General features: G+C 67.0%; 12 protein-coding genes and 1 tRNA gene. 8 read left to right on the forward strand and 5 right to left on the reverse strand.

The features are described from left to right. The first annotated feature begins 51 nt into the window (after positions 1-51). A tRNA-Gly gene (locus tag FHR04_RS20225) sits at positions 52-127 on the forward strand. Between the two features lie 400 nt (positions 128-527). Here the strand turns inward: FHR04_RS20225 and FHR04_RS20230 are convergent. Further along, on the reverse strand, positions 528-1,334 hold the full coding sequence (locus tag FHR04_RS20230) for a polyphosphate kinase 2 family protein (RefSeq protein WP_139404984.1): 807 nt from the start codon (positions 1,332-1,334) through the stop codon (positions 528-530). A gap of 130 nt (positions 1,335-1,464) precedes the next feature. Between FHR04_RS20230 and FHR04_RS20235 the strand changes: the two genes are divergently transcribed. The 6 genes from FHR04_RS20235 (at position 1,465) to FHR04_RS20260 (ending at position 8,047) form a co-directional block, all read left to right on the forward strand. Next, complete coding sequence (locus FHR04_RS20235) at positions 1,465-3,306, forward strand: site-specific DNA-methyltransferase (RefSeq protein WP_170214053.1); 1,842 nt, start codon at positions 1,465-1,467, stop codon at positions 3,304-3,306. Further along, positions 3,297-3,905 carry a hypothetical protein gene (locus FHR04_RS20240; RefSeq protein WP_139404986.1) on the forward strand — a complete coding sequence of 203 codons (609 nt, stop codon included), beginning with the start codon at positions 3,297-3,299 and terminating at the stop codon, positions 3,903-3,905. The genes FHR04_RS20235 and FHR04_RS20240 overlap by 10 nt, the downstream gene beginning before the upstream one ends. A gap of 59 nt (positions 3,906-3,964) precedes the next feature. Next, positions 3,965-4,372: an NUDIX domain-containing protein gene (locus FHR04_RS20245; RefSeq protein WP_139404987.1), complete on the forward strand. Its 408-nt coding sequence runs from the start codon at positions 3,965-3,967 to the stop codon at positions 4,370-4,372. Then, the gene (gene tmpR, locus FHR04_RS20250; RefSeq protein WP_139404988.1) at positions 4,369-5,085 is read left to right on the forward strand and encodes a bifunctional dihydropteridine reductase/dihydrofolate reductase TmpR; all 717 of its coding nucleotides are present in this window, start codon (positions 4,369-4,371) and stop codon (positions 5,083-5,085) included. The genes FHR04_RS20245 and tmpR overlap by 4 nt, the downstream gene beginning before the upstream one ends. A 349-nt stretch (positions 5,086-5,434) precedes the next feature. After that, positions 5,435-7,045 (forward strand): S8 family peptidase, encoded by a 1,611-nt coding sequence (locus FHR04_RS20255; RefSeq protein ID WP_139404989.1) that lies wholly within the window; start codon positions 5,435-5,437, stop codon positions 7,043-7,045. A 141-nt stretch (positions 7,046-7,186) separates the two neighbouring features. Beyond that, complete coding sequence (locus FHR04_RS20260) at positions 7,187-8,047, forward strand: metal ABC transporter solute-binding protein, Zn/Mn family (protein ID WP_139404990.1); 861 nt, start codon at positions 7,187-7,189, stop codon at positions 8,045-8,047. A 309-nt stretch (positions 8,048-8,356) separates the two neighbouring features. Here FHR04_RS20260 and trhA read toward each other — a convergent pair whose 3' ends face one another. The 3 genes from trhA to FHR04_RS20275 form a co-directional block, all read right to left on the reverse strand. Continuing rightward, positions 8,357-9,013: a PAQR family membrane homeostasis protein TrhA gene (gene trhA, locus FHR04_RS20265; protein ID WP_139404991.1), complete on the reverse strand. Its 657-nt coding sequence runs from the start codon at positions 9,011-9,013 to the stop codon at positions 8,357-8,359. A 69-nt stretch (positions 9,014-9,082) separates the two neighbouring features. Then, complete coding sequence (locus FHR04_RS20270) at positions 9,083-9,955, reverse strand: HpcH/HpaI aldolase/citrate lyase family protein (RefSeq protein ID WP_139404992.1); 873 nt, start codon at positions 9,953-9,955, stop codon at positions 9,083-9,085. Continuing rightward, on the reverse strand, positions 9,948-10,985 hold the full coding sequence (locus FHR04_RS20275; RefSeq protein ID WP_139404993.1) for an NAD(P)/FAD-dependent oxidoreductase: 1,038 nt from the start codon (positions 10,983-10,985) through the stop codon (positions 9,948-9,950). Before FHR04_RS20275 ends, FHR04_RS20270 begins: the two co-directional genes overlap by 8 nt. Before the next feature lie 129 nt (positions 10,986-11,114). Between FHR04_RS20275 and paaI the strand changes: the two genes are divergently transcribed. Next, the gene (paaI, locus tag FHR04_RS20280; protein WP_139404994.1) at positions 11,115-11,480 is read left to right on the forward strand and encodes a hydroxyphenylacetyl-CoA thioesterase PaaI; all 366 of its coding nucleotides are present in this window, start codon (positions 11,115-11,117) and stop codon (positions 11,478-11,480) included. Between the two features lie 3 nt (positions 11,481-11,483). On the opposite strand, the gene FHR04_RS20285 is transcribed toward paaI, so the two are convergent. Continuing rightward, a complete protein-coding gene (locus FHR04_RS20285) occupies positions 11,484-12,203 on the reverse strand; it encodes a DUF4357 domain-containing protein (RefSeq protein WP_249039244.1) in 720 nt (239 codons plus the stop codon). Positions 12,204-12,333: the final 130 nt, after the last annotated feature.

The raw sequence follows: 12,333 nt of genomic DNA on the forward strand, positions 1-12,333 counted from the left end.
GTGCGGGGGTTTTTTCTTTTCCCTTCCCATGCGCCCCTCGGCGCATGTTTTGCGGGAGTAGCTCAGCTGGTAGAGCACTACCTTGCCAAGGTAGATGTCGCGAGTTCGAATCTCGTCTCCCGCTCCACCCCACCCCCTCCTCGGAGGGGGCTTTTTTTGTGTGTTGTGAGCGTTGGCCGTAAGTCAGCGGCTTCATCCATCGCCATTGAGTTCTGAAGTACAGGGAGGCAGGCAGGGGCTCTGGCTTTACAAGGGCAACAAGCTTGCGCATGGCCTTTGGAGCTCTCTCGGACCTAGCGAAAATTCTCGAGCACGCGTTCTTCCGAATTCGAGCTCCATACAGCTATTGAAATGGCACTGTGTCGATTCGCTAGTCAGGGCGCTGCCTCCTCTACTCTTCGATGAACTTTGAATCGTACAGAAGGAGGCAGCGTCGCCAAGTTGTCCAAAGGTTTCGGCTTACGCGTTGCCCAATCGACCGTCGCGCGCTCTATGCCAACAGCTTGAGATGACTGTAATCGAAGGGGCTACTTGATCTTGATTTCATCCGGGTTCAGATCGGTTGCTGGGAACTGGGGATTCATGTCTTTCAGGGTGTCCAGGATGACCTGACTGATCAGCAAATTGCGAAACCATTTGTGATCGGCGGGAATCACATACCAGGGTGCTGCCGCCGTGCTGGTGGTCAGCGCGTCCTCATAGGCTTCGGTGTATTCATCCCACAGGGCACGTTCTTCCAGATCGCCTGTGTTGAACTTCCACAATTTGTCGGGGTTGTCCAGGCGATCTTGCAGGCGTTCCTGTTGCTCGTCCTGGCTGACATGCAGGTAGAACTTGAGAACGCGCGTGCCGCAGTCGGTCAGCAGGCTTTCGAAATTGCGGATATGGTCCAGACGCCGTCGGACAGTATCTTCCTCGATCATGGCGTGAACGCGGGTGACCAGTACGTCCTCGTAATGGCTCCGGTTGAATACGGCGATCATGCCCGTCTTTGGCGTCTGGGCATGAATCCGCCACAGGAAATCATGGGCCAGTTCCTCCTCGGAGGGCACCTTGAAGTTGGCGATGCGAACCCCATTCGGGTTGAACGCCCCGATGACGTGTTTGACCGTGCCGTCCTTGCCGCCCGCGTCCCGCGCCTGCAAGACGATCAGCAGCGCCTGCTTGTTCTCGGCATACAGCCGCTCCTGCCACCCGGCCAGCTCGTCGGCCAGGACCTTGGCCCAGGCCTTGCCCTCTTTTTTGTCCAGCCCGCCCTTCTCGTCGGTCTTCCAGTTTTTGAGCCGAACGGTCTTGCCGACCTTTACGCGGTAATCATCGGTTTTGAGGTTCATGGCCGTGAGGCTAGCACCTCCTTTGCAGGCGGGCCGATCTGTGGATTGGGGCGCGGGTGTTTTATGATGGCTGCATCGTGTGGACTCTGTTTCAAATGCCGGCGCCTGACCGCGCTGCTCAGGACCGATGGTGACGGATTCCCGCTACGCCGGGCTTGACCGGGAAGCCCTGATCGAACTGCTGGAGCGCCGGGACGCCGCGCAGCAGTTCGGGCTGGTGTGGGAACGGGAAGAGCTGGAGGCGGTGCCGGCCCCCACGCTGACTCTCGACCTGGGCCTGAGCGTGGGCGACGCGCCCCATCACAACCTGATCATCGAGGGCGATAACCTTGATGCCCTGCGCTTCTTGGGGCTGACCCACCGGGGGCGGATCAAATGCATCTACATCGATCCGCCGTACAACACCGGGGGACAGGAGCTGGCCTATCATGACCGCTATCACGGCAAGGCCGATGCCTACCGCCATTCTGCCTGGCTGGAATTCATGGCCCAGCGCCTGAGGCTGGCTCAGGAGTTGCTGGCGCCAGACGGCGTGCTGTTCGTGTCTATCGACGATTACGAGGTGGCCCGCCTGACCCTATTGCTGGACCAGGTGCTCGTGGGGGGCAAGGTGGGCACTTTCGTGTGGCGGCGGCGTTCGGGCAGCAACGACGTGCCGCCCAGCTTCCTGAGCGTCGACCATGAATACGTGCTGTGCTATGCGCGGCCGGGCTTCTCATTCGCGGGACTGGACAAGGACCTGTCGGGCTACCGAGACCTTGACCCCGGCAACCCCGACCCGTGGAAGCGCGGCGACCTGTCCAAATCGCATGACCACCGGGCCCGCCCCAACGGGTTCTATCCGGTCCACAACCCACAGGACGACGTGTGGTATGCCCCCAATCCCAAGCGGGTCTGGGCTTTTGCCTCCGAGCGATTCGTGAAGAAGGGGCAGAAGTTGCGGCGCGAGACCATGGAACAGCTGATCCGCGAAGGCCGCGTGATCTTTCCGAGGCGGGACCGCACCGCCTGCTACGCCACGCTGGCCGAATTGCGGGCCGCGATTGAGGCAGGGCAGGCCCCGCACTTTCTTCAGCTGGGGCTGTTCGACACCCCGGAGGAGGAGACGGCGTACCTGTCGCAGTACGTCGGGCGGCGGCTGGGCTACGGCACGCCGGGCTACAAGCGCTTTCGCTCGGAGGTGAAGCGGCCCAGCAAGCCGATTTCGAGCTGGATCGTGGGCCTCAAAGATGAGGATGGCGCGCAGAACCGGACCGTGCTGCGCAGCGGCCTGAACGCTGAGGGCACCACGCTGCTGGGGCAGATGCTGCAGACGGCAGGCGTGGGCTTCAGCTATCCCAAACCGCTGTCGCTGATCCAGACCCTGATCGCTCAGGCCACCGGCCCCGACGATACCGTGCTGGACTTCTTCGCGGGCAGCGGGACCACCGCCCACGCGGTTCTGGCGCTGAATGCAGAGGAGCCCGGTTCCAGCCGGCGTTTTATTCTGGTGTCCTCCACCGAGGCCAGCCCCCAGGAGCCGCACAAGAACCTGTGCCGGTCGGTGACCCGTGAGCGCGTGGGCCGCGGGGTCCAGGGCTATCTCTACCGCACCCGCTCCGGCCCGGTGGAGGTGCCGGGGCTGGGTGGGGACTTCGCCTACCTGCGGGCGGCCGCTGGCCCGGCAGAGGCGGACCCCCACGCACAGCTGTGGTTCGCCCTGCAACTGCGGGACCTGCAGGCGCTGGTGGACTATCGTCCGGCCTGTGCCCTGCAGCAGCACTGGGCCGACGACCGGGCGCTGCTGTACCTGACCCGGACCAACCCGGAAGTGCTCGAAGACCTCCGGCAGCGGGTGGTGGAGGCGGGACGGCCCGTGACCGTCTACACCTGGCAGGCCGAACAGGTGACGGAGGCCGTCGCGCAGGAGCACGTCACCGTCCGTGCCATCCCCACCGAGCTGCGCGACGCTTTTGGAGCCGCGTGCCCCTGAGCGCCGCCAACGCCGTGCCCCTGGACGGGCTGGTGTCCGAGGCGATGGTTCAGGAGGCCGCGCGGACCTGCGCGCACCTGCTGCCGTACGTGGTTGACCGCGCCGATCTGCATGGCCGGGACCCGCTGGAGAAATTCCACAACCTGCTGATGGGCGAGATCGCCGAGTTGGCGGTGATCGCCTACCTGACCGGGCAGGGAAAGGTGGCCGCGTCCGCCGTCGACAAGCAGGCCACACGGCCTGACGCGGGCCACGATGTCGTTGTTCGCCGCAAGGACGGAACGGACGCGAAGTGTTCGGTGAAGTCGTCGCTGTCGTACCATCACGGCATTGCCGCGATTCCAGAGATGTTCAGGCCAGCCTTCAACCACCGGGAGCCGCGCGACATCAACATCCAGGTGTATTACCACTACAACCTGCGCGCCGAGCCCCGAACCACCGTGGCCGCCCTGACCCACGCCTACATCATCGGTTGGGCGCCGGAAAAACGGCTGCTGGCCCCGGACTTCACGGTCTACCCCGGCGAGCGGCGGCGGGTGGCGGACCTGAAACTGGCTGATCTGTCGCCGATGGCCGGCCTGCTGCCGCTGCTGTCCTAAAGGCTTCGCCGTGGCCCCCCACACACCCTGTCGCCTGCTTTCACCGTAGCCTGGGCCGCATGGACAGGCCGTTGGTGTGTGTGGGAGCGCTGGTGCGGGACGGAAACGGGCGGGTGTTGCTGGCCCGGACCACCAAATGGCGCGGGCTGTGGGGCGTGCCGGGCGGCAAGGTGGACTGGGGAGAATCGCTGCTGGACGCCGTGGCCCGCGAACTGCGCGAGGAAACCGGATTGGTCCTGCGCGACATCGAATACGCCCAGACACAGGAGGCGGTCCTGTCGCCGGAGTTCCACAAGCCCAGCCACATGCTGCTGTTCGACTACTTCGCCCGCACGGACCGCACCGAGGTCACGCCCAACGAAGAAATCGAGGAATGGGCCTGGGTGACGCTGGAAGAGGCCGCCGCCTACCCTCTGAACACCTACACGCAGACGCTGGTGGCCCTGGCGCAGCGCAGGGAGCCGTGAGGGGAACCGCACTGGTGACCGGCGCGGCCCACGGCATCGGGCGGGCGCTGGCCGTGGCCCTGGCGCGTGAGGGCTACGGGGTGGCCGTGCATTACCGGGGCAGCGCGGGGCAGGCCGAGGACACCGCCCAGCGGTGCGAGGACGTGGGCGTGCAGGCCGTGACCCTGCAGGCGGATCTCAGGGACGCCGCCCAGGCCCGCGAACTGGTCCGGCGGGCGCACGCCGCCTTCTCGGGATCACCGCTGGCCGTGCTGGTCAACAACGTGGGCAACTACGTCAACCGGCCGCTGCTGGAGACCACCGACGCCGAGTGGGCCGAGATGCTGGGCAGTAACCTGACCTCCACCTTCGCCACCTGCCAGGAGGCCGCCCCGCTGATGCGCACCGCAGGCTTCGGCCGCATCGTCAATCTGGGCTACGCGGGCGCGCACAACCTGACCGCGCGGCCCGGCATCGTACCGTACGTGATTGCCAAGACCGGCGTGCTGCAGCTGTCGCGCTCGCTGGCGTCGGTGCTGGCGGGCAGCGGCGTCAGCGTCAACGTGGTCAGCCCCGGCGTGATCGAAACCAGCGTGTCTCAGCCGCTGCGCGAGATCCCTGCCGGGCGTGCAGGCACGGTGGCCGAACTGGTGGACGCCGCGCTGTACTTCGTGCGTGCCAGCGATTACGTGACCGGCCAGGAACTGGAGGTGGCGGGCGGCTGGAACCTGTAATACGGTTGCCGCCTCAATACGCACCCACTGGGAAGGCCCTTCCCGTTGGCCCGGCTCGCGGCGAGTTTGGAGACGTTGCGGCAGGTCAGACGCCAACCTGTCAAGGTCAGGGCTATGCATTCCTTTGAATAAAATTGCAATTCGCCGTCTTTTCTTCATTGAATGCAGACTGGTAATGCGCCTGCGGTCGTCGTCGGGTATTTCACACGGCGGCTCGGCTTCTGCGTTTATCATTCCTCCAATTTCCAAACGAGAGTTCGGGGCTGACAGAGGACCTGCCATGGCGACATGGAACGGGGCCTGCTGTCTTACTTCAGCTACGGTCTGGAAAGCTTTCTGGAGGTTTTACATGAATGGACGTAGCACTGTCGGCCTGCTGTTCCTGACCCTGACCCTCGCGGCCTGTGGAAGCCAGAAGAGTGCGCCGGACAGCGCCGCTGCGCCTGCCGCACCGAACGCCGCCGTGGGCGTGATGCTGGGTTCGGACGCCGCTTCGGGGCGCAGCCGTGACCAGGCGCCGCTGCTGGGCACCGCGAATCCCGAGGCCATTGAGGGCCAGTACATCGTGGTGCTGAGTCAGGGGGCGGGCCGAGTGGCGGCGCAAACGGTGGCGCAGGCGCTGGACAGCCAGAACGCGGGTGCGCTGGTGCGCGGCCTGGGGCTGGACCCGCAGGGCGTCAGCATCCAGAACATCTATTCGCAGGTCCTGAACGGCTTCTCGGCTCGCCTGAGCGCCCAGAACCTGAGCCGCCTGCAGGCCAATCCGGACGTGAAGTACATCGAGCAGGACGGGGTGATGCGGGCCACCGCCACCCAGAGCGGAGCCACCTGGGGCCTGGACCGTATCGACCAGCGCAACCTCCCGCTGAACGGCAGCTACAGCTATGACACCACCGCCAGCGGCGTCAAGGCGTACATCATCGACACCGGCATCAACACCTCGCACACCAACTTTGGCGGGCGGGCCGTGTGGGGCACCAACACCACCGGGGACGGCACCAACAGCGACTGCCAGGGCCACGGCACCCATGTGGCCGGGACCGTGGGCAGCAATACCTGGGGCGTGGCCAAGGGGGTGCAGCTGGTGGCGGTCAAGGTGCTGGGCTGTGACGGCAAGGGGTCGAACTCCGGCGTGATCGCGGGCGTGAACTGGGCGCTGAACAACAAGTCCGGCCCCGCGGTGGCGAACATGAGCCTGGGCGGCGGCTTCAGTCAGGCAGTCAACGACGCGGTGAACAACGCGGCGGCCCGCAACCTGGTGATGGTTGTGGCCGGCGGCAACGAGAACCAGAACGCCTGCAACGTGTCCCCGGCCAGCGCGGCCAGCGCCATTACGGTGGGGGCCACCACGCGCACCGACGCGCGGGCCAGCTACAGCAACTACGGCTCGTGCCTGGACCTGTTCGCGCCGGGCAGCGACATCACCAGCACCTGGATCGGCAGCGCCACGGCCACCAACACCATCAGCGGCACCAGCATGGCGACGCCGCATGTGGTGGGCGCGGTGGCGCTGATTCTGGCTGGAAACGCCGGGGCCAGCACCGCCACGGTGACCAGCACGCTGCTGGGCAACACCACGCCGGGCAAGGTCAGCGGCGCGGGCACGGGCAGCCCCAACAAGCTGCTGTTCACCGGCGAGGGCGGCGGCACCACCCCGCCCCCACCGCCTGCCGCTGGAACCACCACCTACACCGGATCGGTCAGCAGCCGCAGAAGCGTGTACAGCAGCGGCTTCAGCCACGCGGGCGGCAGCATCAAGGGCGTGCTGAGCGGCCCCGGCGGCACCGATTTCGACCTGTACCTGCAAAAGCAGAGCGGCGGCAGCTGGGTGGACGTGGCCGCCAGCGAGGGCTCGGGCAGCAACGAGAGCCTGACCTACAACGCGGGCAGCGGCACCTACCGCTGGGAGGTCTACGCCTACCAGGGCAGCGGCAGCTTTACCCTGACCGAAACCAGGTAACGTCCAACCACACCACCGCAGGCGGGAAGCTCGATTCAAGGGCTTTCCGCCCTTGCCGTTTGGTCCCGGCGCTGGGGCGGCCGACCCACGCGTCAACGTGCAGGCTTGCGCCAGATATTGATAATGGATTATCATTCTCGGATGTTGAAGTCCGCTCCCCTCTGTCTTTCGCTGCTCACCGGGGTGGCTGCCGCCGCGCCGGTGCAGGTCAGCGCCACCACCTCTATCATCGCGGACTTCGTGAAGAACGTCGGTGGGACGCGGGTGGCCGTGAACACCATCGTGCCCGCCGGAACCGACGCCCACACCTTTCAGCCTTCCACGGGCGTGATCCGCAGCCTGGCCCGCAGCCGGGCGCTGTTCGCCAACGGCGAGGGCCTGGAGCCGTGGCTGCCGCAATTGCAGAAATCCGCGCCGGGGGTTCCGGTCAAGACCCTGACGGCGGGCCTGAAGTTGCGGGCGGGAGAGGGCGGCACCGATCCGCATGCGTGGTGGGACCTGAACCTGACGGCCGGCTATGTGACGAACGCGCAGAAGGCCCTGACCGTCCTCGATCCATCCGGCAAGGCCACCTACGCCGCCAACGCGGCGGCGTACCTCAAGAAGTTGGGCGCGGCCGATGCCTACGCCAGAGGGCAGTTTGCCGCCCTGCCGGCCAGCAGGCGCCAGATCGTGACCAACCACGACGCGCTGAATTATTTTGCAGCCCGCTACGGCTTGAAGATCGTGGGCGCCGTGATTCCCGGCCTCAGCACCGAGCGCGAGCCGAGCGCGCGGGAGCTGGCGTCGCTGATTTCGGCGGTGAAAAGGAGCGGCGCGAAGGTCATCTTCACCGAGAACACCGTGAACACCCGGCTGGCCGAGGCGCTGGCGAAGGAGACGGGCGCGCGGATCGCTCCGCCGCTGTATACCGATGCACTGGGACCGCAGGGCAGTGCCGGCGAGACGTTCCTGAAGGCCTTCCGTTTCGACGTGGACAGCATGGTTAAGGCGCTGCGCTGAGGCCCGCGCCGCCGAGGCCTGCGCGCTACCCTTCCAAACCCTGCCAAACTCTCGGTGGTGTCCTGAGCGTCCGGATGGGGCCGTGCCTCCAGCTCCCCGGCGGCGGGCGGTGGCCGTCCCGTGTCGTTGGGCAATGGCAGGCGCTCCTCGTCGTGAATGCCGATCAGCGGGGAAGAGTTCTTGATGCTGTCGCTTGCGCTCCCCGGTGGAGCCTCGCGTCGGCGGTGGGGTCCGGGAAGACTCAGGGCGTCTTCAGACCGGGCGCCTACGCGGGTCTGCCGCCCGCCGGATCAGTCGCCCCGGGCCGGCTCAGCGCAGGCTGAACATCATCGCCACATGCGCCCCGGTGCCGCCCAGCACGAACAGGTGCCAGATCTCGTGGAAGCCCCAGTGCCGCCAGAAGCCCTGCTCGCGCGCCTTGATCAGCCGGGTGCCGTACACCAGCGCGCCCAGCGTGTACAGCACGCCGCCCGCCGCCAGCCAGACGATCGCGGCGGCGGGCAGGTTATGAACCAGTTGCGGCAGGAAAATCACGGCCAGCCAGCCCATGCCCACGTACAGCATCGTGCTGACCCAGCGCGGCAGGCGCATGGTAACCAGCTTCAGCACGATGCCGGTCAGCGCAATGCCCCACACCACCCACAACACCACGCTCTGCCACACGCCATGCAGCCCGAAGTACGCGATGGGGGTGTAACTGCCCGCGATCAGCAGGAAGATGCCCGCGTGGTCCAGCTTGCGCAGCCACAACATGCTGCGCTCGCTGCGCCCAAACGAGTGGTAACTGGCGCTGGCCGAGTACAGCGCCACCATACTCACGCCGAACACCACGAAGGGCCACAGCGCCAGCCCGCGGGCGTGCGCCCACCACAGCAGCGGCCCCAGCACGATCAGCGCCGCCAGCGCGCCGGCCCAGTGGGTCAGGGCGTTGACCGGTTCGCGTGGGGCGAGCAGGAGGCGTCTCATGCCCCCAGGCTACGCCTCCTGCCCCCAGGCGTGGTGGTCCGGGACGCAGTTCAGACGTGAACGCGGTGGTCAGTGGCTGCTTTCCGCCCCGCTCTCCTGAATGGCCTGCTGGGTGGCCGCCCACAACGTCAGCACCTCCTGCGCCTCGTCGGCGTGCATCTGCTCGACCAGGGCGCCGCCGTGGGTGACGACGCTCTTGCCGCTGGCCCGTCCGTGTGCCCAGGCGTCCAGCAACGCCTGGGCCTGCCGCGCCTGCTCGTCGGTCACCCCGTAGGCGGCGTTGGCCGGGGCAATCTGGTCCGGGTGAATCACGGTCTTGCCGGCGAAGCCCAATGCGCGCCCCCCTTCGCATTCGCGGGCAAACCCGGCCGGGTCGCGCACGTCGTTGAATACGGCGTCCAGCGGCAGCTTGCCGTGGGCGCGGGCGGCCAGCACCACCGCCGACAGGGCGTGCAGCAGCGGGAGCCGCTCCGGGTGCGGGCGCGTCCGCAGGACGCGGGCCAGGTCATTGGCCCCCACCAGCAGGCCCGCTACCCCCGGCACGGCGGCGATGGCCGGGGCATTCAGCACGCCCGCCGGCGTCTCGATCATGGCCCACAGCGGGCAGCCCAGCGCCAGCTGCGAGGCGGCGCGGTCATCCTCCACCTTGGGCAGCACCAGCCCGGACGCGCCCGACAGCAGCGCCATCTCGCGGTCCTCGTGTTCCCATTCGGTGTTCAGGCCGTTGACGCGCACCAGCACGGGCACGCGCCAGCCGCCGGCCAGCAGCGCCGCGCGCACGTTGGCGCGGGCCTCGGCCTTGTGCTCGGGGGCCACCGCGTCTTCCAGGTCCAGAATCACGGCGTCGGCGTCCAGCGTACGGGCCTTCTCGATGGCGCGGGGCTTGTCGCCCGGCACATACAGCATGGAACGCACGGGGCCAGACACAGCGCGACTAGTCATCGCTGCCCATCCGCGTCGCCAGCGCCCAGCCGCTGAGCAGGGCGGCCTCCACGCGCGCGCCGTGCTTGTCGGGGGTAAAGCCGTCGCCGCACAGGCCCAGATTCAGCACCGCGTCCCACAGGCAGGGACCGGGGGCGCGGAGAACGGGGGTGGCGTAGCGCCAGCGGTGGGCGAAGGCGTGAACGGGCCGGAGTGTCTGGCCCAGCACATCGGCCGCCGCCGCCAGCAGGTGGGGCAGTACCTCGTCGGGGCGGCCTTCCAGGTGGGCGCGGGACCACCCCGCCGAGGCCTGCAGCATCAGCGCGGGCGGGTGGCCGGGGGCGCGTTTGGTGTGTTCGCGGGCGATCCAGTCCAGCACCGGATGGTTTTTGAGGGCCAGGGCAGGCCACCCGGCCCCGATGTCCGTGTCCAGCACCACGCCTGCCGCCCAGCACGGGGCGTATTCCACGCGGCGCAGCCGCTCGGCCGCCGTGTTCAGAGGGTCCAGATCGTCCGTGTCGTCCAGCAGCAGCGGGTCCAGCAACGCCAGCGCCTGCGATGCGGGAAGGTTCAGCACCAGCCGCGCGGCCTCGCCCGCCACGCCGTCGCGGGAATGCACACGCCAGCCGCCGGGCAGGCGTTCCAGGCTGCTGACCTCCAGCCCGGTCTGGACCTCCAGCCCGCGCGCCAGCTCGCGGCCCAGCGTGCTCATGCCCAGGGGCGGGGCATAGCGCGGGTGACCGTCCTGCGGTGGCGGCGTGATCTGGCCGTCTTCCCAGGCGGCGAAGCCCTGTGTCCAGACCCGGTTCCAGCCGGCCTGCACGCCGCCCTCGGCCAGCGCCACGGCGCGGGGGTGCCGGGCGGTGAAATAGCGTGCGCCGTGGTCCAACCGGGCTTCCGGGGGCGGGGTGCGGCGGGTGGCCGCGCGGCCCGAGACCCCGCGCGACTTGTCCAGCACGCGCACGCCCAGGCCCCGGCCCTGTAGGTCGTGGGCCAGTGCCAGCCCGGCCAGCCCCGCACCGACGATCAGCACGTCCGGTTTAGCGGGCATCGGCGGCCCCGCTGCGCTGGACCGGACGGGCCGCGCCCGACACCAGCAGGAAGGGCAGCAATGCCAGCAGGAACTTCAGAGGACGGGTCATGCCGTCCAGGGTAACGCGCCATGCTCTAGCCTGCCCGCATGACTTACGCCGATCTGCTGGGACTGAGTGTGCTGGAGGCGGCGCCGCAGCGCACCCGCGTCCGCGCCGTGGTGACCGACTCGGGCCTGAACATGCACGGCACCGCGCACGGCGGCCTGATCTTCAGTCTGGCCGACGAGGCGTTCGCGGTGATCAGCAATCTGGAGGCGCAGGCGGTGGCGGTGGACACCCACCTGAGCTTCTTCCGCGCCGCAAAAGTGGGCGACGAACTGGTGGCCGTCGCCACGCCGGAGCGGGTGGGCCGCACCCTGGCGACGTACCGCGTGGAGGTCCGGCGTGGTGAGGAGGGCGAGGTGCTGGCACTGTTCACGGGCACGGTGTCGCGGCGGGCGCGCGAGGGCTGAGAGTTATTGCGGGCGGTAGTGTTGGGCTGGGCGGCCCTGGGCATCTTTCCAGCAGTCCCAGCCGTTGCGGGACGCTCCGGAGATATCAATTGCCGCCATACTGGGACTCTTGTAAACCACGTCCTGAACGTATTCCAGTAGTTCAGCGTTTTTCTCGGCGAGCAGACCCGCTTTCATCTGGCCCTGTCTGCGGCCTTCTATACCCTTTGCATTGGTCCCGTTCCCGCCCAGCACGCGATTGAGGGCCGTGCTTCCCGACTTGACCGTCCAACTGCCGTCGGCAGGGCGGTAGATGGCGTGCGCCTCGGCGCTGAGCAGGGAGTAGGTGAAGTGGATTTCCTGGGGCGAATCACTAGCTTTTGCGGTTAATGTTTTCGTCGTCTTTGACGGCACTTCCAGTAAGACGTCGCGCTCGGCTTCGGTCAGAAGGTTCATCTCTATGGCCGCTGCGGCGGCGAGTTCAGTGGTAGGGATCTTGAACTTCGCCTGGATTTTCTTCACAACTGGCATCTTTTCGCGGCGGATGCGGGCCTCATCCAACCGTTGCTGCTGGCGGCTTTTGATGCCCTCTACAGCACTGGCAAAGTTATCGGCACGCCATGTTTCGGCGTCCAGCAGGGCGGCCAGATCGTCAGCGAAGGTGTGACCTTCCTGATTCAACTCCAGCTTCAGAACCTCGTGATCCTCGAATGTGCCGCCTGGGTTGTGCATTCGGTCTAACACCACCTAAGTATGCCGCACTTAACATCTAGATAAACCTTGTCCCGAGGATCTTCAGCCCGGTGAGGAGGGCCGCCCGAAGTTCAGCGACCGAGTTGTAACAGCGGCGTGGCAGCAGGATGCCCTTGAGTGT

The organism is Deinococcus radiopugnans ATCC 19172 (genome assembly GCF_006335125.1).
GTDB lineage: Bacteria > Deinococcota > Deinococci > Deinococcales > Deinococcaceae > Deinococcus > Deinococcus radiopugnans.

What these genes read in the sequence shown, in the direction of transcription:
- FHR04_RS20230 (WP_139404984.1), bottom strand. Translation starts at nt 1,334, where the DNA reads ATGAACCTCAAAACCGATGATTACCGCGTAAAGGTCGGCAAGACCGTT.
- FHR04_RS20245 (WP_139404987.1), top strand. Translation starts at nt 3,965, where the DNA reads ATGGACAGGCCGTTGGTGTGTGTGGGAGCGCTGGTGCGGGACGGAAAC.
- FHR04_RS20255 (WP_139404989.1), top strand. Translation starts at nt 5,435, where the DNA reads ATGAATGGACGTAGCACTGTCGGCCTGCTGTTCCTGACCCTGACCCTC.
- FHR04_RS20260 (WP_139404990.1), top strand. Translation starts at nt 7,187, where the DNA reads ATGTTGAAGTCCGCTCCCCTCTGTCTTTCGCTGCTCACCGGGGTGGCT.
- trhA (WP_139404991.1), bottom strand. Translation starts at nt 9,013, where the DNA reads ATGAGACGCCTCCTGCTCGCCCCACGCGAACCGGTCAACGCCCTGACC.
- FHR04_RS20270 (WP_139404992.1), bottom strand. Translation starts at nt 9,955, where the DNA reads ATGACTAGTCGCGCTGTGTCTGGCCCCGTGCGTTCCATGCTGTATGTG.
- FHR04_RS20275 (WP_139404993.1), bottom strand. Translation starts at nt 10,985, where the DNA reads ATGCCCGCTAAACCGGACGTGCTGATCGTCGGTGCGGGGCTGGCCGGG.
- paaI (WP_139404994.1), top strand. Translation starts at nt 11,115, where the DNA reads ATGACTTACGCCGATCTGCTGGGACTGAGTGTGCTGGAGGCGGCGCCG.